At 58.7% G+C, this 20,068-nt stretch carries 19 protein-coding genes and 1 pseudogene; 17 read left to right on the forward strand and 3 right to left on the reverse strand.

What is annotated here, in order from left to right:
- Positions 1 to 45: 45 nt before the first annotated feature.
- The 7 genes from AB8Z38_RS20865 (at position 46) to AB8Z38_RS20895 (ending at position 5,181) form a co-directional block, all read left to right on the forward strand.
- Positions 46 to 537: an Arm DNA-binding domain-containing protein gene (locus AB8Z38_RS20865; protein WP_369719723.1), complete on the forward strand. Its 492-nt coding sequence runs from the start codon at positions 46 to 48 to the stop codon at positions 535 to 537.
- A gap of 269 nt (positions 538 to 806) precedes the next feature.
- On the forward strand, positions 807 to 1,415 hold the full coding sequence (locus AB8Z38_RS20870; RefSeq protein WP_369719724.1) for a site-specific integrase: 609 nt from the start codon (positions 807 to 809) through the stop codon (positions 1,413 to 1,415).
- Positions 1,412 to 1,960 carry a hypothetical protein gene (locus tag AB8Z38_RS20875; protein ID WP_369719725.1) on the forward strand — a complete coding sequence of 183 codons (549 nt, stop codon included), beginning with the start codon at positions 1,412 to 1,414 and terminating at the stop codon, positions 1,958 to 1,960. Before AB8Z38_RS20870 ends, AB8Z38_RS20875 begins: the two co-directional genes overlap by 4 nt.
- 115 nt (positions 1,961 to 2,075) lie before the next feature.
- The gene (locus AB8Z38_RS20880) at positions 2,076 to 2,270 is read left to right on the forward strand and encodes a hypothetical protein (RefSeq protein ID WP_369719726.1); all 195 of its coding nucleotides are present in this window, start codon (positions 2,076 to 2,078) and stop codon (positions 2,268 to 2,270) included.
- Positions 2,271 to 2,639: 369 nt separating this feature from the next.
- A complete protein-coding gene (locus AB8Z38_RS20885; protein ID WP_369719727.1) occupies positions 2,640 to 3,608 on the forward strand; it encodes a bifunctional DNA primase/polymerase in 969 nt (322 codons plus the stop codon).
- Positions 3,605 to 4,249, forward strand: a complete 645-nt coding sequence (locus AB8Z38_RS20890; protein ID WP_369719728.1) for a hypothetical protein — start codon at positions 3,605 to 3,607, stop codon at positions 4,247 to 4,249. The genes AB8Z38_RS20885 and AB8Z38_RS20890 overlap by 4 nt, the downstream gene beginning before the upstream one ends.
- Positions 4,250 to 4,848: 599 nt before the next feature.
- Complete coding sequence (locus tag AB8Z38_RS20895) at positions 4,849 to 5,181, forward strand: hypothetical protein (protein WP_369719729.1); 333 nt, start codon at positions 4,849 to 4,851, stop codon at positions 5,179 to 5,181.
- Positions 5,182 to 6,196: 1,015 nt separating this feature from the next.
- Here AB8Z38_RS20895 and AB8Z38_RS20900 read toward each other — a convergent pair.
- Complete coding sequence (locus tag AB8Z38_RS20900) at positions 6,197 to 6,616, reverse strand: hypothetical protein (RefSeq protein WP_369719730.1); 420 nt, start codon at positions 6,614 to 6,616, stop codon at positions 6,197 to 6,199.
- Positions 6,617 to 6,917: 301 nt separating this feature from the next.
- Between AB8Z38_RS20900 and AB8Z38_RS20905 the strand changes: the two genes are divergently transcribed.
- The 3 genes from AB8Z38_RS20905 (at position 6,918) to AB8Z38_RS20915 (ending at position 10,382) form a co-directional block, all read left to right on the forward strand.
- A complete protein-coding gene (locus tag AB8Z38_RS20905) occupies positions 6,918 to 7,364 on the forward strand; it encodes a DUF4440 domain-containing protein (RefSeq protein WP_369719731.1) in 447 nt (148 codons plus the stop codon).
- Between the two features lie 500 nt (positions 7,365 to 7,864).
- Positions 7,865 to 8,890: a cytochrome-c peroxidase gene (locus AB8Z38_RS20910; RefSeq protein WP_369719732.1), complete on the forward strand. Its 1,026-nt coding sequence runs from the start codon at positions 7,865 to 7,867 to the stop codon at positions 8,888 to 8,890.
- 430 nt (positions 8,891 to 9,320) lie between these two features.
- Positions 9,321 to 10,382 (forward strand): hypothetical protein, encoded by a 1,062-nt coding sequence (locus AB8Z38_RS20915; protein WP_369719733.1) that lies wholly within the window; start codon positions 9,321 to 9,323, stop codon positions 10,380 to 10,382.
- 5 nt (positions 10,383 to 10,387) lie between these two features.
- On the opposite strand, the gene AB8Z38_RS20920 is transcribed toward AB8Z38_RS20915, so the two are convergent.
- Positions 10,388 to 10,747, reverse strand: coding sequence for a methylamine utilization protein (locus AB8Z38_RS20920; RefSeq protein WP_369726555.1), 360 nt, complete (start codon positions 10,745 to 10,747; stop codon positions 10,388 to 10,390).
- A 203-nt stretch (positions 10,748 to 10,950) separates the two neighbouring features.
- Between AB8Z38_RS20920 and AB8Z38_RS20925 the strand changes: the two genes are divergently transcribed.
- The 7 genes and pseudogenes from AB8Z38_RS20925 (at position 10,951) to AB8Z38_RS20955 (ending at position 19,459) form a co-directional block, all read left to right on the forward strand.
- On the forward strand, positions 10,951 to 13,899 hold the full coding sequence (locus AB8Z38_RS20925) for an EAL domain-containing protein (RefSeq protein ID WP_369719734.1): 2,949 nt from the start codon (positions 10,951 to 10,953) through the stop codon (positions 13,897 to 13,899).
- Positions 13,900 to 15,095: 1,196 nt separating this feature from the next.
- Positions 15,096 to 15,401 carry a hypothetical protein gene (locus AB8Z38_RS20930; protein ID WP_369726556.1) on the forward strand — a complete coding sequence of 102 codons (306 nt, stop codon included), beginning with the start codon at positions 15,096 to 15,098 and terminating at the stop codon, positions 15,399 to 15,401.
- A 105-nt stretch (positions 15,402 to 15,506) separates the two neighbouring features.
- A pseudogene (locus tag AB8Z38_RS20935) lies at positions 15,507 to 15,698 on the forward strand (hypothetical protein); the annotation flags it as partial.
- A 611-nt stretch (positions 15,699 to 16,309) separates the two neighbouring features.
- A complete protein-coding gene (locus AB8Z38_RS20940; RefSeq protein ID WP_247474846.1) occupies positions 16,310 to 16,969 on the forward strand; it encodes a recombinase family protein in 660 nt (219 codons plus the stop codon).
- Positions 16,970 to 17,269: 300 nt separating this feature from the next.
- Positions 17,270 to 17,680 (forward strand): hypothetical protein, encoded by a 411-nt coding sequence (locus AB8Z38_RS20945; RefSeq protein ID WP_369719735.1) that lies wholly within the window; start codon positions 17,270 to 17,272, stop codon positions 17,678 to 17,680.
- Between the two features lie 15 nt (positions 17,681 to 17,695).
- Positions 17,696 to 18,709: a hypothetical protein gene (locus tag AB8Z38_RS20950; protein WP_369719736.1), complete on the forward strand. Its 1,014-nt coding sequence runs from the start codon at positions 17,696 to 17,698 to the stop codon at positions 18,707 to 18,709.
- 432 nt (positions 18,710 to 19,141) lie between these two features.
- The gene (locus tag AB8Z38_RS20955; protein ID WP_369719737.1) at positions 19,142 to 19,459 is read left to right on the forward strand and encodes a hypothetical protein; all 318 of its coding nucleotides are present in this window, start codon (positions 19,142 to 19,144) and stop codon (positions 19,457 to 19,459) included.
- Between the two features lie 6 nt (positions 19,460 to 19,465).
- On the opposite strand, the gene AB8Z38_RS20960 is transcribed toward AB8Z38_RS20955, so the two are convergent.
- Positions 19,466 to 20,023, reverse strand: coding sequence for a M48 family metalloprotease (locus AB8Z38_RS20960; protein WP_369719738.1), 558 nt, complete (start codon positions 20,021 to 20,023; stop codon positions 19,466 to 19,468).
- Between the last annotated feature and the right edge of the window lie 45 nt (positions 20,024 to 20,068).

Genomic DNA, 20,068 nt, shown 5'->3' on the forward strand with positions numbered 1-20,068 from the left:
CCCGTTTTTGTTACCCAGACGTTACCCTGCTGAGGACCGTTAGCGATGGCCAAGACGTTAACGGCAGCCGCCGTGAAGAACTATCGCCCCGGCAAAAAACGCCGCGAAATACCTGATGGTGGCTGCCCGGGTTTGCATCTCGTCGTGCAGCCCAGCGGAGCCAAATCTTGGGCCTTGCGCTATCGTCGACCAGACAAGCGCACAGCAAAATTGGTGTTGGGTTCAGTGTTCGAACGGGACGGTCAAGAGCGCGATAATAAACTGGAAGAGCCCGATACCAAACCGGTGATAGGCGGCCATCTTACTCTCGCCGCCGCGCACCTCCTGGTAGCAGAGCTGCGCCACCAAATAGCACAGGGTCGTGACCCCGGCGCTGCATACCTGGTTGACCGAGAACGGCGTCGCGCTGCCACTCTCGATCGCGCGGCCAATACTTCAGTGCAGCTGCGAGAGATTTTGTTGAACAATACGCGAGCAAGAAGACCCGCCGCTGGGAAGAACAAGCGCGGCTCCTCGGTATTCGACCTAAGGACCTGACATTAATTCCAAAAGGCCTCGCAGATCGATGGAACAAGCGGCCAATAGCCGAAATCGACGGCCACGATATTTACGGGGTGGTCGATGAGACGCGCCGGAATGGAGCACCCGGCTTAGCCCGGCGGAGTGATGGACTGACTGAAGCACGGGCACGCGCCATGTTAAGTTGCCTGTCTCGAATGTTCAGGTGGCTCGTGCAGCACCGTAGGATCAGCCTTAATCCATGCACCGGCGTCCACCGGCCCGACACGCCGAGAGCGCGTGACCGCGTGCTGACTGACGCCGAAATCGCCAAGTTCTGGTCGGCTGCTAGCGCCGAGCGTGCGGAATTCGGCGCACTCGTTAAGCTCCTACTGCTGACCGGCTGCAGACTCAATGAGGTCGCTGGGATGACATCGGGCGAGCTAAGCGACGATCGCATGACTTGGAGTATCCCAGGCGCGCGTACCAAGAACGGGCGACCACATTTGGTTCCTCTAGCGCCACTTGCGCAGCAAATTCTGGGTAACGTGAGAGAGACTGACACTGCTGCGGGGCAGAGTTACATCTTCTCGACCACGGACGGAATCTCCCACGTGAGTGGCTGGTCAAAGATTAAAGCTCGCATGGACGACAGAATGAAGATCCCACATTGGCGTCTGCATGATTTACGGCGAACCGCCGCGACTGGTATGGCGGAAATTGGTATTGCACCGCACATTGTCGAAGCAGCGCTAAACCATATTAGCGGAGCTAAGGCAGGCGTGGCCGGCGTCTACAACCGTGCACAATACAGCGCCGAAAAGAAAGCGGCCCTGGCGCGATGGGCGCAACATGTTTCGGGCGTCATCGACGGCGGCGTGGCAAACGTGGTGCCCCTAGGGAACAGGCGGCGATGAACGCGAGTGCACCAGCATTATTTCGGCTGGCTCCCAACACAAGCGAGCGCCAGAAGTGTGCTTGGGAAGAACATATGCGGCTTTGGCTGCATGATCAGATCTCCGAACAGCTATACAAGTCGTTCTCCCAGAAAATCCATTATGACAACAAAACTAATGAATTTATAGTGTCGGAAGAATGGGCCATTTGGCTAGCGCGGACCGGCGATCCCAGCGAGCTGCGGAAACTGTATCCGCAGCTTGCAGATCTCATTTTCTCGCCCAAGCAGCCACAGAGATACCAGCGCCCGAAATTTGATGCAGCCAAGGCGAGCGTTGATTTTGCGCGGCGCATTCGGGCGCTTTGGGGCAAGCAGTACGGCAAGGTAAAGCGAACACGTGATGAGAGCCAGGCCGGTATAAGTGCCGAACACTTCGCTGTCGACATCTGCAAGATGTTGTTTCCAGAGAAATCAGTACACTTAACCATCGAAGCAGTGCTAGCCGCCGCCAAGCCAAGCGGCAAGCACAAGCCGGGACGGAAAAGAATTCTACGCGCCAGATAGCAGGAGTCGCGCGGTAGTTTGCTGGGCACCCAATTGCCATTGTTTGGCACCGTTAACAACCGGTCCAAACACCATGCAAAAGACACCGAACACTGACCTACCCCCGGAACAGCTAGTGCCGGACCCAATCGTCGCAAAGGAGTTTGGCGGCGTCACCTTAATGACGCTCTACCGCTGGACCATGGATCCGACGTTGGGCTTCCCGCCTCCGATCAAGATTCGCAACAAGAATTATCGATCTCGCTGCGCTCTTGAACAGTTCAAAGCGCGCCTGATGCGTACCGCCGTCACGCGGCGCGTGGAGGCCTAGTGAAATCATGACACGCACAAACAAACGCCCCGCCGCGAGTTCAACAACCGTCGGGGCACCGGGTAGCTCCGCAAACAGCACACGCTATCAAAAGAAGCAGTCCGACAATGACGCCATCTGGGACGTATGCCGTGAGGCGCAGTATGCCAGGGCGGAGCGTGAGACGCAGAAGGCGGACAATTTAAGAGCTGCGGCGTTGAATCTCGACTTTACGCGAAACGAAAGCGGAAGGTGGGTGAAAAAGTGCCCCGGCTGCGGGGACGAAGTCGGGCTATACACCACGCTGAACGGCGACCTCCGCGCATCTGGCTCGAGCACTTGTGCTGCCGTTCCGGAACTTCAGATCAGACTCCGCAAGTGGGGCCTCCAATGAAGGGCTTCATCGCAACCATGCTAGACTATGCCAAATACGGCTATTTCATTTTTCCCGCCAAATTTGCCAAGAAGCAGAAGCTCAGTCACACGTCCGCCGGAAAGAGCAACGGCAACCCGTGGGGCTACACGAAGGACCCGGATGAGATATCGGAGTACTGGCGTAGATGGCCCCACGCTGCGATCGGCCTCCCTACGGGGCCAATGAACGGGCTGTTCGTAATTGACGTCGATACGCCCGATGGTCATGATCAGGAGGGCCGCGAGAGCCTGATGAAGCTGGAGATGCGGTACGGTGCTTTGCCACGGACACGCATGGCCGAATCGCCGACAGGTTCGAAGCACTACTATTTCAAGCAGCCACCCGACGTCACGATCCCATGCAGCGTGTCAAAACTCGGGCCGGGCATCGACGTTCGGGGCAACGGTGGATTCGTCATCGCTCCGCCGTCCGTGAGGCCCAAACGTGGCGAGTACAAGTGGATCAACCACGCCCTCATCGCCGACGCGCCCAAGTGGCTGCTCGATCTCGTGGCGGTAAGAAGTCACGTCCTGAAGGCGATCGTACTCGATCCAAAGTTACGAGCCATTGTGCTGAAAGATGCTGGGAAGGGAGTCTCATTGCTTCCCGAAGACAACCCGCCAGTTTACGCGACGATGTCGGCAGAGGATCTTGAGCTAAAGATCAGGGTCGCGCTGTCCGTCATTCCCAGCGACGATTACGATCTCTGGTATCGCATCGGCGCAGCAATTTGCGCAGCGCTCGGCGAGGCTGGCTATTCGCTATTCGATGAGTGGTCCCGGTCGTCGTCGAAGTATGAGGCACGCGCGTGCGAGCGCAAATGGCGCTACTGTCGCAAATTACGGTCGATCAGGGTCGAAACTATCTTCTGGCGGGCAGATCGGCACGACCGTCGCTGGCGCACACTATATCGGCGCTTACTCAGCGGCGAGGTCGCGGCATGACCAAGCCTTCAATCGCAAAGCTGAAAGCGATCATCGACGCGGATGAGGGCATCGGTGATATCCCTGTCATCGTCAGCTTGGAAAAGATTAACTCGGAGGAACCGACCTGGAATGTACGCATCCGGGGCAGCAACGGTACCATGACGATAACGGACCCCAGGGACATCACTGATTATAAGCGGTTCGTAACCCAGTGTTTCAGGCAATTGAACGTGTTTTTCCCGCCCGTGAAGCCGGTCACATGGGCGAACACCCTGAGAGACGCTATCCCCAAGATGACCGAGAAGCAGGCGGACGAGGACACGACGCGCGAGGGCCAGTTCAGAGAGTTGCTGGAGACATTCCTGACGAACCGGATGCGCGGCAGAGAGCGGGAAGATCTGCTGCGCGGCGCACCATGGGAGGACGAGAAAAGCAGGCGGCGCTACTTCACGATGGGTCCACTGGAAAAATTCCTCGAGATCGAGAGGATGCGCAACGTGGCCCGCAAGGACATTGCCGGGTGGATCAGGGCCTTGGGCGGGGGGCCGCAGGGCCTCACCATCAAGAACAAGCGCACACGCTGTTGGTGGGTCCCGAGCGACGCTGTCGATGAGGCCCCGGAATTAGCCGTGCCCGACATGCCTGAGCCGGGGTTATGACGCGGCCCCGGGCCGCCGCCACGCGCCGCCAAAGCGGCACGGAGGGCCGCCCGTGCGTACGGGGCGCGTTCCCATACCGCCGCCGCAGGGGCCTGCTTAAAAGGCCACGCCCGCGTGTATCACTACAACACCCATACAAGCGTTGCAGAGGGCCAGCCGCGGTTTTATCCGTTGTGGTGTTGCCACAGAGTTGTAGCAAAAGTACGCGCTTATATACACATGCACGTAACTACAACACTACAACACTACTTCCACACACGCACACATTTAGCACTCCACGTGCGCGTATGTAGTGCTGTACCCGTGCAGCCCACTATTGCGGTAATGCAGATTTTGCGGTGAGCAAGGTTTGGTATAAAATCAGAAATAATCAATGGGATCGATCTGAGCCAAGAGGTGGCACAGCGAGGTGGTGCTGGACGGAAGCGGGGGTCGGGCGAGGCACGACAGAAGTCAATTGGAGCGCGCGTGCGGTAGCTTTCCAACTAAGTTAGAGGATAGACAGGCGGTACACGATGCCACGCGGCCACACAGCCAGCTTGAAGATTCCGAAGAAGGGCGAACGCTTTGGGGGTCGTCAGAAGGGGACGCAAAATAAGATGACACGCGAGATCAAGCAGGCGATCATCCTTGCTGCGGAGAAGAGCAAGCACTCGAACGGTAAGGGCCTCGTCGGCTATCTCACGTTCCTCGCCGACAAGAGGCCGGAGACATTCACGACTCTCCTCGGCCGCCTGATCCCGCTGCAAGCCAAGGTGACGGGTGACGTCGACGTCGAGCACACCATTATCAGGGCCAAGGCCGAGACTAACATGAGTCCGCAGGAACTGGCAGACTACTATGCCAAATTGTGCGCGGTGCCCGGGAACACGAAGCTCATCGTCATCGACAACGATACCGGCGAGCCGCTGTACCCCGAGGCCGCAAAATGATTGCGGGCCGTGCTGCAATTGTTCGCCGAGCGTTGTCCTCGATATAGGCCACGCGCGCCCCCCAACAGCATGCGATGCTCGGCGCTGCTGGATGCCGAGCCGAGCGAGTGCATCATGCAACTCCAGCTCTGCTCACCGTCCACCGGCGAGGCGCGGTCCCGCTCGTACGTGCAACACCGCGTGCCCCGCAGCCACAAAAGGGCCCCCCGGCCGGGTGCCTGACCACCTGCGCCAGAGGCCCCGCCTGGCCGGATTCCGGCCCCGTGGTGCGACGAACGCCCGGTCCGGTACCTAACGGCCCGCACGCCCCCCCGGAACGCCAGTTCGCAGGCCGGGGCCCACGCGGCGCAGGCGCGCTTGCTCCGGGGTTATAAAAAGGCTTGGCGGGCGGCCCCCAGCCCCTAACGCAGTGCTACGGCGCGTTTCACATGCCCGCGGGCCAGGGGGAGCAACTATGGGCTTCCCCATTTGAGCATTTGTCCTAGAAGGCCTTAACCTAAGCATCCCGTGATGCGGGTGCGGAGAACCCACTGAACCGCTTGTAAAGCGCTTCTAACAGTTCGCGCTCCTTTTTCCCATGTCGCCACGCAATCCGCGTCGATGGAAACAGCGATCCGTCGTGGTTTTCGATCTCTATGAACTTTGGGACAGTTGCCTTGTTCTCGCCTATTGCGCACAGGACCGTTCTGTCGTGTGCGAACCAATATTCGATGAACTCGTTTTGAGACATTGGCTCGCTGCGGTCCAACAGTTCTCGTACGGTCTCGATCCGAGGCCTCAAATGCGCCCGCGTGATACCGTGCCCAGCTTGGTACCGATATTTTACGTCATGAAACTTTCTCAAGGCAGCTTCCGTCACGCTGTGCCAAGCGAATGGCTTCGCGGACATGATTGAGGTCAATATTCTAGTGCAATGACTAACGGTCCAAATCTGCGGCGCCTCAGTGTGCGCCGCATGAACGGCCACATACAACGAGTGATAGGTGTGCGCGCCGTCGATAGTTCTCCCCCTCGGTTATATCTCCTCCACGTGCCTCATCAACCAAGCCCTGAACGCCTCCATTTTCGGCGTCCATGCTTCCAGCTTTGATGCGGCCCGTGCGATCATGAAGGCGGCAGGCGCGCATTCGATTTCCATTTGCGCATCACCACCATGCTTGAGCCAATCGCGCTCTCGGTTCAGCAGCGCAATCCATTGCTTTCTGTCTGAGAACCGCTCTTTGGCTTGCGGATTGTCGCGTAGCCACGAGAACATATGAGGTCCTTCTCGACCGACCATTCCCTCCGCTGCCCCGGCGAGCGTGAGCGCGATGTCGAACGCACCGCGCCCGAACGCGTCTATGCGGTCTCCACCTGCCTCGTGGAAGCCTGTGGTAGGCTCAATTGTACGGATGGAGCAGGCAACGATGGCCCCTGCCAAGCCATTGGATCGCATGTCATAGACTGAACTATCCTAGTTTTCGCCTAACGAAGTGCGCGGTGGCCCAAGGTCGTCTCCAGAGTTTCCAGCAATTTCGCCCGCGAGAGCAGCGGTTTCTCCATCAATTTCGCCGCCGCTTCCAAATTCATTGGTCGTAAGTGGTGGTCGATGGGAGCTACGCCATGAGAGAAAATTGCCCAAGCCTTCTAATGGTGTGGTGCAGCACATCTCGTCGTGGATCATTTTCTAATAGACGTGATAGGCTTTGCCGCCGACGAGCGGTCGGTCTTTTTCTAATTCATTCAGGAGAGGCGCCATGCGATTGTTTTACGTCCTCCTTTTTTTGCTGGCTTCACTTGTCCTGCCAGCAACTGCCGCCGATGATCAGAGCAATCAGGAAGTGGTCAAAATTGCTGTTTCTTTTACAGAGAACTTCGACAAGCAAAATAGTGCTGGCATAGGCGCTCTTTTCACCAAGGACGGCGTGTTCGTGAACCCTACAGGCGCGCACACGGATGTTGCTCAGTTTTATGCGGAGGCCTTTAAGGCAGGTATCGACCGGATAGAGATCACGGTGAAGCAGGCAGCGGCGGTGGGCGCCGACGCTATGATCGGGATGGGTGAGTACCAGACGAGCGGAAAGGCCGCATCTGGTGCAGCCATTAGCGAGACGGGGCTTTGGACGGCAACATACGTCGGCGACGGCGGGGCGTGGAAAATCAGAATGCTCACCGGACTTCCCAAAGCACCCCCACCTAAATGACTAAACGCCGCGAGGCGCGGCGCTCAAGTGCCGTTACCAACCGCGACAGGCGCAGGGCTGTCGAGGTTCGCAAACGGGAAAAGGAAAAACAACCTACAATCAGGTTGAATTTTGAAAGGCCACCCAAGTCGCTGATGACACTTGTGCTTTGATGCGCGGGGCGGGAGCTGTAGCGCGTGGTGGCCTCATGTACATGGTCATCGCAAGTAGCTTCTTCGAGACGCGTCAGTTTTATCGCCCAGCGAGAGCACGATTGGACCGTATTGGCCGGGCCCCACGCGGTGCTACCAACCACCCTGCGTGCGTGCTGGATGCGCCGTTGCCTGTTGGCATGTCGCGCGGACTAATCCGAGCATGATCAACTTTGCCTCTTGCAGCGCCTTTGCGGTCATAGTCTTCAGTCCACTGTCGGCGCGCGCCGTTCGAACCTGCCGTCATTCGTTAAAGCTTCGTTGACCAACACTTCATATACAAAGGCGGCATTTCCTTCCGAGGAGCCGATGAAGGTGTGGGTCAGCTTGGCTTTGCTTGCGGCGATTTTGCCGCTAGGCCAGCGTTTGGCCTGGTGGTCCGCCGAGAAATCAGGCGAGGCTGCTGAGATCCGCGCCAGCTATCGTCGGCCGGCGACCATACCTTTTCCGGATGCCAATCCCTACTCCGCGGCGAAAGCGGGCCTTGGGCAGATGTTGTTCTTCGACCCGCTGCTCTCGAGGTCCCGCACCGTTTCCTGTGCGACTTGCCACAACCCGTCGCTTTCATGGGGTGATGGCCATGCGCGTGCGATCGGGGAGGACCCAAAAGGCCTGCCATTGCGCTCGCCCACTCTGATCGATGTGGCATTTGGTGAGCCGCTAGGCTGGGACGGAAAGTTCAGGGATATCGAGGCCGTCACGTTTGGTCCGATCACTGGCCGCGCCAACATGAACCTGACCGAGCCGGAGCTGATTGACCGTCTCTCCGCCGCAGCGGCCTATGCTGATGCATTCGCAAGCGCGTTCGGAGATCGTGCGATTACGCGCCCCAGGATTGAAGCCGCCTTGGCAACTTTTGAACGCACCATTGTCGCAGGCGAAGCGCCATTCGATCGGTGGATCATGGGGGATGACGCCGCGATCAGCGCGCCGGCGAAACGAGGATTCGAGATCTTCAACGGCAAAGGACGCTGCTCAAGCTGCCACAGCGGGCCGTCTTTTACGGATGGATCATTCCAGGATATCGGCACCGCAAGCGATGATAATATAGGGCGAGGCCGACTGTTTCCGACATCGCAAAAGCTGCGTTACGCCTTCAAGACCCCGACTTTGCGCGATGTCGCGCGCCGCGCGCCCTATATGCACGACGGATCGCTCTCAACGCTCGAACAGGTGATCGAACTCTACGACAAGGGCGGGATTGATCGTCCAAGCCGATCGCCGTCGATCCGGCCGCTACATCTTACGGCGGACGAAAAGACCGATCTGATCGCCTTTCTTCGGACGCTTACCGCCTTAACCCCGACCGCGCCTTTCCCCGAGGCGCCCGGATAGCGGGCCTGATCGCGGCGGCCGAGAAGGGGCTCAAAGGAGGTGCGGCAATGCCGACCCCAACAGGCCGAAGCCGAAGATAAGAAGTGCGCCTGTCCAAGCCTCAAGGGCTTCGGTGCGCATTGCGTACCGCTTTGCGCCGCGGGTCAGCACCGAGCCCACCGCCACACCTGCCGCACTTAACGCTCCGAACATGGAAGCTCCAACTATCCGCTTGTCCTTCTTTCTGTACGCCCACTCGGATTGAAGGCCCGTCATCTAAATCCGTAAAGTTTGAAAGGATTTGCGGTTGGCCTGGCCATGTAATTCTGCCCCGGCGCGGCCCATTAACCACCAAACAACCAGCAGCTGCGACGGACGCCACGAACCTTAAAATCTATGCTAAGGTGAATAAATCGTTAAGGGTGTGCTTTAGGACGGGCGGTTTTTTGAAATGTTCAGGCCCCTGGGACGAGATGCCGGTTCGGCATCCCGAGCAATCTACCTGTTTGCCACGTCCATCGCCGGATTCTGCTTCTGGATCCTGGGGACTCACGAGGCAGCCGCTCATGTCAAATGGTTCTGTGCCTACGACGCTGCGGGTCAGCCGCGAGGCCTCGAGAACGTTCTGTGCCAGGATTTTGAGCTCCTCCTGGGCGTTGCCTTGCTCTGGTTCTTTTCCGGCTGCGTGGTGGAGCGGACGTCTCTGGGTGAGCTGATGGCCCGCTCGCTGAACCGCTTCACGGAGAACCTGGAGCTGCATACCGAGCTGATAATGCGCGCAGTTTGCGGGTTCTTCTTCGTCTCGCTCTGGGCGGTCGGAGGTATTATCCTGACCCCCGAACTGAAAACGACGTCCGCGCTGGTCGGGCCTTTGCAGCTCGCCGTCGCCGCCGGCCTGCTGTCGCGTCGTACGATGCCGCTATCCGCGGCCGGGATCGCGCTGTTGTTTGCGATTGCCGTGCGGGACTACGGTACCTTCCATCTGGCCGATTATCCGATCTTTCTGGGGCTTGCGGCCTACCTCGCGCTCACCGGGCTGCAAAAGGATCTGTTCGGCATTTCGGCGCTCGATGTGGTGCGTTATGCGACCGCCGTCACGTTGATGTGGGCCTCGATTGAGAAGTGGGCCTATCCGGAATGGAGTTTTCCGCTCCTGATCGAGCATCCCGGCATCACGCTTGGGTTCGAAAGCGAGTTCTACATGCGGGCCGCGGGCATGGTCGAGTTCACCCTCGCTTTCGCCTTGGCCTGGACGCCGCTGGTCCGGCGCATTGCGGGGGCTATGTTGCTCGGCATGTTTATCAGCGCGTGCTTCGAATTCGGCAAGCTTGATGTGATCGGGCACTCCGCGATCATCGTCGTCCTGGTCGCGATCGTTTCCGATACCCGCCAGGCCGAGTCAGACCGTCGCGCTCCGTGGCTCGCCCCGGCAGGACTATGCGCGGCGCTGACGGTCACCCTGCTCGCCTATTACGTTGGCCATGCCGCGATCTTCAACACGACAATTCTCTAGGCCTGTTACTTGGTCACGTGCACGCCAAGCTTCATCTTGGGATGAATGCCGCACAGCACGGTGTAGTCGCCAGGCACGGAAAAAACCACCTCGAACTGGCTGCCCGGCTGCTGGTCACCGGTATCGAAATTAAAGCTGTCCGCGCTTAAATAGGCGTGGTGTAGGAGCTCGCCATCGTCGTTAACGAAGCGTAAAGTCTCGCCGCGCTTGATGATGATTTCTCGCGGCCTGAATTCTCGATCCTTTTGCGAGATCGTGTAAGGGGCCGCGCCCAAAGCGGCTCCTGCGAAAAGTCCCCCCACAATTGCGGCCGTGATCTGAAAAGCGAGCTCGCCCGCACGCAAAGGGAAAAGCCTCGTCATAATTTCAACCCCGCTGAAACTTCAACTTTACCAAGAATCCGTTTGGGCTCGACCCTTTCGAGCCGCGTGAGTACCCCCATACTTGTCACAGGTTGATCTTAACGATTTCCGCATCCCTTGCAGCCATTACTAGGGAAATTTTAGGCGGGGGCAGCGGCATCCGCACATATGTTTGCGATGAGTTGTTTACAGCGAAAGACACTGTGATGAGTCCTTTCGTCGACAGCGTTCCGCGTCAACTGAAACCGGTTCTCGAGACCTTTCGGTCGATAATCGCTCGATTGCCGCGGCTTGTCGCGCGCGGTTCGATCAGAACCGCGATCTTCATGTTCTGCCTTGCAATGAGTGCGATTGCAGCAGCATTGGGAGGGTATGCCACCCTCGGCATCCGGCACGCCGGTGACCTGGTTGCGAAAACCTTCGACGAGTCACTGATGTCGATCAACTATGCGCGGGCGGCCGGCGCCGATTTCGCCGCGATGCGCGTGGCATCTGCACAACGCCTTCTCACAAAAGACCCGACGGTCCATGCGCGGCTCGATGCCGAAATTGACGAGCTGGCCAAGTCGCTTTCGGAAGACGTCACCATTGCGGCCGAGCGGTCACAGTCCGCGCGCGCCGCAAAAGCAGCCGCCAAGGTCCAGGAAGCGGCAAAAGCCTGGGTCGCGCTTCATCGGCCTCAATTTCAGACGTCTGCTGACGAAGCTGGGAATGTTAAAGCGAGCGGTCGTGAGATCAACGGCGTTGATCGATATTCCAATACTGTGAACCAGCAGATCGAGTTGCTGGTGAACTATACGGCCGGGGATGGATTTCTATTTCGCCAGCGAGCGCTGGCTGCGATCAACCGGGATCTACAACTCAATGTGGCAGGGCTGACCATCGCGCTTGTTCTCTCTGGTCTTTTCTCCTGGTTGTTGGCGCGGCGGATCATTGGTCCCGTCGCTATAGCATCCAAAGCGGCCAGGAGCATCGCCGATGGCGACTTGAACACAAGCATTCCAGAGGGCAGTGGCGACGAGCTTGGTACGCTCCTGACGGCTATGGGCAGAATGCGGGACAACATAAAGGCGATGGTCGACCGGGAGGTGGCGCAGCGGCGTTCGGCGCAAGCGCGGCTTTCCGATGCGCTCGAGCACTCGCGTGAGGGCGTCGTCCTCCTGGACCAAAACGGCGAGATCGCGTTAGCCAATTCCAGAGCGAGCGAGTTTATTCGCTGCTCTCCGCAGCTGGTCCATCCGTTGCGGACGGCCGGTGCGCCCGGCGCGCAGCCCTCAACGGAACTCATGCTCCAAGAGGACGCTAACGAGTTCGCAGGGGTGGAGAGCGAGGCCCAGCTCCCGGACGGAACATGGCTGCGGGTCAGCTGTAGCCCGACCCAGGAAGGCGGGGTCATTCTCGTCTACAGCGACATCAGCGGTTTGAAGCAACAGAAAGCTGAGCTGCATGCGACCAATCTGCGATTGGATGCGGCGCTTACGCATATGTCGCAAGGCCTCTGTCTCTATGACGGAGAAGGACGGCTGCAGGTTGTCAACCGGCGCTTCTGCGAGATCTTCGACATTTCGCCGGAGCTTGTGCTTCCAGGGATGTCGTTCGACGACGTCCTCCGCCTGAGTGTTGCCGCCGGAAATCATGGCAGCCAGACGGTGGCCGACCTTCGCGCGGAAAGCGAGGAGTTGTTGGCGCGCGGGAAAGACGGCTCCTACCTTCAGCAGCTCAGCGGCAACCGCGTTGTCTCGATCGCCCATCGCTCCACATCCGACGGCAGCTGGCTCATCAGTTGTGAAGATGTGACCGAACAACAAAGGGCGCAATCTCAGATCGCGTTCATGGCGCGGCATGACGCTCTGACGGGATTGCCAAACCGGTCTTTGTTCGCCGAGCGGATCGAACAAGCTGTTGCAGAGGCGGGCCGAGGTGCAGGATTTGCCGTGTTCTGTATTGATCTAGATAATTTCAAGCAGGTCAATGACACCTTGGGACATCCGGTGGGTGATGCGCTGCTTTGCGCGGTTGCGGCCCGATTAAGCGCGTGCGTCCGAGAGGGTGATACGGTTGCGCGCCTCGGGGGCGACGAATTTGCGCTGATCCAATCTGAAGTCCGAAACGCTGACGAAGCCGAGCATTTGGCCCGGCGTGTCGTGGAGCATGTCGGAGCGCCTTATGAGCTGAATGGACATCGGGTCATCGTCGGCTGCAGCGCCGGAATCTCCCTGGCGCCGGATGACGGCACGACGCGCGAAAAGCTGCTGAAAAACGCGGACATGGCGTTGTACCGGTCCAAAATGGACGGCAGGGGAACATGGCGGTTTTTCGAGCCGGCAATGGACGCAAGCCTGCAAAGCCGAAGAGCCCTCGAAATCGACCTGCGCGAAGCCATGGACAGGGACGAATTCGATCTGTTCTACCAGCCTATCTATGATTTGCGGATGGATCGGATCAGCGGCTTTGAGGCATTGTTGCGCTGGCGACATCCGGAAAGAGGGTTGGTGCCGCCCGATCAATTCATCCCTGTCGCCGAAGAAATTGGCCTCATTGCCTCGCTTGGGGAATGGGTGCTCAATCGTGCCTGCGAACAGGCCGCGAGTTGGCCGAACGAGCTCAAGATTGCGGTCAATGTCTCGGCCGCTCAGTTTCGTGATCCACGGCTTGCGGCCGTCATCGCGAAAGCGCTCGAGCTTTCGGCGCTGGCGCCCCACCGGCTTGAGCTCGAAATTACTGAATCGGTTCTGCTTGGCAATAGCGCCGAAACCATCGCCACACTGCATGAGCTGAAGGCGCGTGGGCTGCGCATCGCCTTAGACGATTTTGGTACCGGCTACTCCTCGCTCAGCTATCTGCGTAGTTTCCCATTTGACAAACTCAAGATCGACCAATCGTTCGTCCGCGACGCGACGGCGACAAAGGGATCGAAATTGATCGTCCGGGCCATCACCAGCCTCGGGAAGAGCCTCGGCATGACGACGACGGCGGAGGGAGTGGAGACGATTGAGCAGTTGAACCAGATGAAGGCCGAAGGATGCAATGAGGCGCAGGGATACTTGTTCAGCCGCCCGGTCCCGGCGACCGAACTCGCATCAACGATCCTGAGCTTAAGAAACGGCCTCAAGAGCCTCAACAGAAGTGACTGGAGCAGTGCGATAGCCAGCTAAGTCGCGCAATACTGGTGCACTGTTGCACTATCCTCGCAACCAAATCGGGCGCCGAGCAGCTCGTGAACGTCTAGCTTTATCGTCGGTTAGCTTCGTCGCGATAGTCTGCCCAAATGAGATCCGGGCAAATCGTTCAAAGCACAAGCCGACGCTGAATGCGACCGCGCTGCTCATCGCAAGTTGGAGCGTCCTCGCAGCACTATGGCTCCGAGCGCCTGACGCTGCCGAGTTGGTCGCCGTGGCGTGTCCGCCCTGGTGGAATGGCCAGCAGGCGATACTGGCGGCGGCATCCGCCAATGCAGCCGACCGGACGACTGCCGTTCCAGCCGTTCTGGTGGTACGGTCCGATGACAATCACGGGCTCACCCACCTACGCAATTCCGTGCTTGGCTGACCATAGACCCGCAGGCGATCGCAGCCTGCATCAAGACAGACGGTTGAGAGTAGGCGAATTGAAAACAACACGTTAACATCAGCATCGTCAGCATCAACGGGGCATCCGAGGAGGGCAGCCGCGCCGCCAGGCGCCTACTCGATGCGGCGAACGCGCTGTCATCGCAATCCGATCAGCTACAACTCGAAGTCACGAGTTTTCTGGCCTCGGTACAGGGCAGCATGGGGGCCGAGTCGATCTTGCGACGTTGCAAGCGCTGCCGGATTGTCTAGCGGCGGCCGAGCGCTCCCCGGGGCTTACTTCAAGACCAGCCACTCTAGCCCCATGCGACAGTCGACGCGGGGCAGATCGATCTCACCGCGCTTCAATGTGATGTCAGGCAGACTGGCCGCGCATTTGCGCGTGGCCTACGGACGAACATCATCCCGCCGAACTCGTTCCTTGTTCTTTCGGGGGCGAGACTGAGAAACGTTGCCCCACGATGGACCGGCCCCGTGGCGTCGAGCGTACTCGAGCGATCGTTCTTCGATCTGAAGCCCCGGCTGCGGTCGGGGTCCAAGTGCGATTGTTAAGATCCTCGAATTGGATTGTAAACGTCGCCCTCCCAAATATTGTTATCGGTGATGGTGAATCCCCCCGTCGCCACTGGTGTCAACACTGCCGTTCCGAGTCTCGTTGTTGGTAGCGATGGTCACCGTTGCTCCGATAAAGAGATATTCTACTTACGATGCCCCAAAAGAGAGATGGCTGCATGAAAATCATAACGCACCAATTGGCTCTCGTGATTATAGCAGCGCTTTTGATGGACGATGGATGTGCGCGCGACTTAGATGGGCGATATGCCAGCTCTTCTCTTAAAGAGTGGTTTGAGCAGCTGGCCAGCGGCAAGGGTCGGTGTTGTTCGGATACCGACGGAGAGGCAGTGGCCGATTCGGATTGGGATTCCAGGGACGGGCATTATCGCGTCCGACTAAACGGCGATTGGATCGACGTTCCTGATGATGCAGTAATCAGGGGATCAAACCGCGCCGGTCGGACAATAGTTTGGCCGCTGAATAGCCTAGATGGTCTGGGAATCCGCTGCTTCATACCGGGAAGCATGAGCTAGATTGGCGAGCGTCAATATCGAAGCAATCTCATCGATATCGACGCCTCCTTGGCTTGCAATTCTCATGTCTTGACGGGGTGACTCTTTGGGCGTGGGACAATCGCGCTCGAAGACGCGCGACTTGTTGCGCAGATTGTCGGCCTCGAGCGGCGCACAGCACGTGGTGGCAAGGACAGCATTGACCACGCACCGGGTGCGCACGACGATTTGGCCAACAGCGTAGCAGGCGTGGTTGAAGCACTGGCCTCGCGCGGGCACGGATATGATAGCTCGACGGGATGGGTCAGCGGACCCTAGCCCGGCCAAGGCCGGTCTCTCTGGGAGCATCCCTACTTCAACGGCGGGCGATCCCGGTGGTAGCAAGATGCATCTTCACTAGCCGTCCAGCGACAACCGGGTTGAGACGTCATGGTTCTTCCGTGAGATATAGAAACGATAAGGGCACGCGCATGCGGCTCGTGATCGACAAGCAGCCTGGGGGCACGCGCAGTCCCAACCTCGCGGACGCCGTGGTCATGTGCTGCTGGAGTGGGTGTAGCGACAAACGGAAGAGTAGGTAACGACGGCGCTGCAGCGATGAGCCGGATCGGCCCCATACAGCGTCTGGCTCGGCCGCGAGGCCCACGTGGGCAACCTCGGGATCTGCAGCGCCAGTGGCGCCAGCAACCGGCCTCCGGGCCCGGTCCAAGTGGCCGTCGCCAGCCAGAGGCCTCCTGCCGGTGCGGCGGCCCCCCGCAGGTGCTGCTTTTGCGACTTCCGCCGAAAATCTGCCACCGCCCCGAGGGGGCTTGTAAGGCCTCGCCTAGCTGGTAAAAATCTTACAAAAAGTCATTCAATTACAGTATGTTACGACGATTGAGACACGCCAACGCCGGTTGCCGTGTTGTACCTTTTAGGATTATAGTCTCATGACCAAGACCGCAATTGCGTACATTCGCGTTTCGACCGTGCGACAGGGGAAATCGGGCCTTGGACTCGAGGCCCAGCAAGCGGCGCTGGCCCGGTTCGCCGAAGCCGAGGGCTACGACCTAATCCAGACCTTCAAGGAGGTCGAAACCGGTAAGGGTGCGGATGCCCTCGATCGCCGACCGCAACTCGCGGCGGCGCTGAAGGCGGCTCGGAAGCTCAAATCGCCGATTATTGTTGCCAAGCTCGATCGGCTGAGCCGAGACGTTCACTTCATTAGCGGGCTAATGGCGCACAAGACGCCGTTCATCGCCGCAGAGTTGGGCGCTGACGCCGACCCGTTCATGTTGCATCTCTACGCCGCGTTGGCTGAAAAAGAGCGCGCGATGATTTCTCGTCGTACCAGGGACGCGCTGGCGGCCAAGAAAGCCCAGGGTGTCAAGCTGGGCGGGCTGAACGCCAAGGGCATCCAGAACCGCGACGAGGCCAAGGAACGCGCTGAGCAGTTGCGTCCGATCTTCACCGAACTCACGGGCCGATCCGCGCGAGCTATCGCCACGGCACTGAATGAGCGCAAGATAGCCACGCCAACCGGTGGGAATTGGCACGCAGCGACTGTAATCCGCGTTCAAAAGCGGATTGCAGAAGGTTGCTCGGTCTGATGCGGCGCAGTTTAGTTCGGTCGCCAATATGATCTGTCTTTTGTCCGTGCCGTTTTTGAGCCTTCATGATTGGTCGATCCGCGCGGGGTTTTGGGGGGGCGCCTTGCATCCCACTTTTTCGACCCCACCGTGCGCCCCGGCAGGAATGGAGATTTTAAATGAAAAAAACCTCTTTGACGCACCCCCTGCAGATCGCGGTCGTAAGTGCTGGGCCCGAATTGGGAAGGGTTGGAATCACTTTCTGCCCAGGAAAGTGTGATCGGCACGCGATGACCGGTGAGTGGGTTCGCGATCTCGCGCTTGATCTCGACGGGATCCCGCGATTGGGGAGCAGCCGCGGTTGTCACACTTCTGGAGCCAAAGGAGCTGGTGCTGCTGAGAGTGGAACGTCTCGGCGAGGAAATATTGCGGCGGAACATGTTGTGGTTCCATCTTCCAATTGTTGACGTGTCGATTCCTGACGAGCGATTCGAGGGGCAATGGGCCGTGGCTGGTGAAGAGTTGCGCTCGATCCTACGGCGAAGGCTCGACGTCCTGGTCCAATGCCGCGGGGGGCTTGGGCGTGCTGGCACGATAGCAGCGCGCCTGTTGATCGAACTTGGCATGGAGCCGACGAAGGCGATCGAACATGTGCGCGCGGTACGACCGGGAGCCATTGAGACTAACGATCAAGACAGATTTGTCAAAAGTATTGGCGCGGCTCACAAGTGATCTCAGGAGTGATCAATGGACTGGTTTGAAGCACTTACAGGCTTTCGAGAAACGGACTACGACAATACCCGCGCCAAACTCAAGGTCGAAGGCACTCATCTGCGATCCCTGGTCAACGGCAAAGACTATGGCATCGGAGACCTAGAATTGGTCTCTTTGAAATCCCTGCGCGAAAGGGTGAAATCCGCGGGCGGACTACCCGGGCAGCTCAAGGTAAGTGTGGTGACCGGCGACGTGCGACAGATGCATAGATCGCCCGAAAACAGAAGGGCATTATTCCAAGTGGCGTCCCAGTTTAACTTGCTCGAGATGGTCTCGCCCACGGTGACACCGGAGCAAGGCGTCGCCGGTTACCAAAACGACCACACTCAAGGCCCGGCGTGCGCGATCGCCGCAGGCGCCGCCACAATCTACCGCAACTACTTCGTGCCGGTAAACGGCAGTCATGGCCAGACCACCGAACGCCAGCTCGACGGATTGGCCGATCTCGGCGGGACATTAGCGGCTGCCTTGAATCAGCCGGTCAAACGCCTTTGGGAAATGAAAAACGGCTACGCGTTATGCACCCGAGCCGGTCTCGACAGCATCGCTGATTATCTTGGCTCGCTGCAACCAGAGCAGCTCGATATTTTGCGCGGCAAGCTTTGCGTCGGACTGCACCGCGACGTGGAGGTCACCGACACTGAAGGCGAGCGTCAGCCGATGGTCTCGCAAATTTTTTGTTCGGCTATCCCAGTGGCCTACACCCGTGTGCCGCCTGCCCACTGGGCGGCATTCGCATCACTGGTTTTGGACGCCGCGTACGAAGCCACCATGTCGGCCGCCTTGCTGAACGCCAAACGCGGCGCGTCGAATGTCGTTCTGCTTACCCAACTTGGCGGGGGTGCCTTCGGCAATCATGACGACTGGATTAACACCGCTATGCGGCGATCTCTGGAGAAGATGCGGGAGTGCGATCTTGATGTGAAGCTAGTGAGCTATGGCGCGCCGTCGCGGGCGATTGTAAGAATTGCGGAGGATTTTGGCTGATAACGTACTTTGGCTGAGCAGCGCGAGGGAATTTTACAGCCGCCCGCCCAGCAGGCACTAGCACTCTTAATCAAGTTCCTGAACAGGCCGTGCGGTTTTTGAGGCAACGATTTCGCGCGTTTTGGCAACGGGCGGCACAATTCGGCAACCAGCAGTGGCCTTACCTTGGCAGCAGCTTCCCGGGTTGGGGCGCTGGCTTGTGTTACACGCCGGGCGCTGGATCGCGATGTCGAATGCCCAACCCCCCAGGGAATGTGCGATTGCGGGCCCTGCGGTATAGCCCATCAACGCGCCCGCCACCGCGCCCACCGATCTGCTCGCGCTGGCCCAAGCCCGACGGCGAGGCTCGCGCCATCTACACTGGGTCCATCCACCCGTCGTCGATCACTGACTTCGCTTTGGCGGCTCCCCTGTACTTCGGGCGAGTTGATCGTGGCGCACCCGTTCGTCCGCCCCGGAACAATAAAAACGGAGATGAGCCCGACCGGCAACCCGAAGTCCTATCGGCAGGAGTTCCTGAAGACGATTTTGTTCTTCTTGAACGTCATGCCCGAGTGCAGGCTCGATGCTCAACGATGCGCCACGCCACGCTCGGACATGCGCTCAATGCCCGGCTATTGCCATCTCGATACCCGTCAAACGGTTGATCTCAAGATCGCGCCGAGGCCGAAAAGCACACGGATTCACCAACTCCGAGCGGCACATGCGCTGAGCGCCGCTTCGACGCGTGACTACGTCGCTCTGCCGTAGGATGACCTAGAAATGCGAGAGAGCACGCTTGGCGCACTCTGGCATTGCTTGTCCACTTGCTGCGGCCAAGAAGATTTCTCGTCGGCAATCTGCGGCCAAATCTGCTTCGTCTTCCTGCGAGCGCCCCTCGAAGGCTGCGTGCAAATCATAGATGGCTCGCGCGCCTCGCAGGGTGAGCCTCTTCGCTTCCAATCCGAAGACTTTTGTCATGCCCTCGTTTGCGGCCCAATAATCAGCCTGACCCTGCCAGGAAATCAAAGGCAAAGCAGGATCGTAAGGCGGACCACCCAAATGATGACCCGTCTCATGCGCTAACACCAACGCGAGGCCTGCACGGGTCATTCCCGGATAACGCACCAGCCCTCCATAAACGAGTACGTGGAGTCGAGGACCAAATCTCCAGGCTTGAGAGTTGATTGTCGCTGACTGCCAAATTAATTCGTAAGTTATCTCCGGGAACGCCTCACGAAATTTGCGAAAAAGATCCAGGGTAACGCGTCGACGACGCAACTGGGCACGTTGGGTTGGAAACACCTCTTCTGCGGGCCAGTCTAAAAAGCTCATGTGACAATCATACCCCGAACTACCTGGCGCTTGCATCACAAATCA

Origin of the sequence: Bradyrhizobium sp. LLZ17 (assembly GCF_041200145.1) — a bacterium.
Classification (GTDB): Bacteria; Pseudomonadota; Alphaproteobacteria; order Rhizobiales; family Xanthobacteraceae; genus Bradyrhizobium.

What these genes read in the sequence shown, in the direction of transcription:
- AB8Z38_RS20875 (WP_369719725.1), top strand. Translation starts at nt 1,412, where the DNA reads ATGAACGCGAGTGCACCAGCATTATTTCGGCTGGCTCCCAACACAAGC.
- AB8Z38_RS20865 (WP_369719723.1), top strand. Translation starts at nt 46, where the DNA reads ATGGCCAAGACGTTAACGGCAGCCGCCGTGAAGAACTATCGCCCCGGC.
- AB8Z38_RS20890 (WP_369719728.1), top strand. Translation starts at nt 3,605, where the DNA reads ATGACCAAGCCTTCAATCGCAAAGCTGAAAGCGATCATCGACGCGGAT.
- AB8Z38_RS20885 (WP_369719727.1), top strand. Translation starts at nt 2,640, where the DNA reads ATGAAGGGCTTCATCGCAACCATGCTAGACTATGCCAAATACGGCTAT.
- AB8Z38_RS20895 (WP_369719729.1), top strand. Translation starts at nt 4,849, where the DNA reads ATGACACGCGAGATCAAGCAGGCGATCATCCTTGCTGCGGAGAAGAGC.
- AB8Z38_RS20950 (WP_369719736.1), top strand. Translation starts at nt 17,696, where the DNA reads ATGGACTGGTTTGAAGCACTTACAGGCTTTCGAGAAACGGACTACGAC.
- AB8Z38_RS20940 (WP_247474846.1), top strand. Translation starts at nt 16,310, where the DNA reads ATGACCAAGACCGCAATTGCGTACATTCGCGTTTCGACCGTGCGACAG.
- AB8Z38_RS20930 (WP_369726556.1), top strand. Translation starts at nt 15,096, where the DNA reads ATGGACGATGGATGTGCGCGCGACTTAGATGGGCGATATGCCAGCTCT.
- AB8Z38_RS20910 (WP_369719732.1), top strand. Translation starts at nt 7,865, where the DNA reads ATGAAGGTGTGGGTCAGCTTGGCTTTGCTTGCGGCGATTTTGCCGCTA.
- AB8Z38_RS20900 (WP_369719730.1), bottom strand. Translation starts at nt 6,616, where the DNA reads ATGCGATCCAATGGCTTGGCAGGGGCCATCGTTGCCTGCTCCATCCGT.
- AB8Z38_RS20960 (WP_369719738.1), bottom strand. Translation starts at nt 20,023, where the DNA reads ATGAGCTTTTTAGACTGGCCCGCAGAAGAGGTGTTTCCAACCCAACGT.
- AB8Z38_RS20915 (WP_369719733.1), top strand. Translation starts at nt 9,321, where the DNA reads ATGTTCAGGCCCCTGGGACGAGATGCCGGTTCGGCATCCCGAGCAATC.
- AB8Z38_RS20905 (WP_369719731.1), top strand. Translation starts at nt 6,918, where the DNA reads ATGCGATTGTTTTACGTCCTCCTTTTTTTGCTGGCTTCACTTGTCCTG.
- AB8Z38_RS20925 (WP_369719734.1), top strand. Translation starts at nt 10,951, where the DNA reads ATGAGTCCTTTCGTCGACAGCGTTCCGCGTCAACTGAAACCGGTTCTC.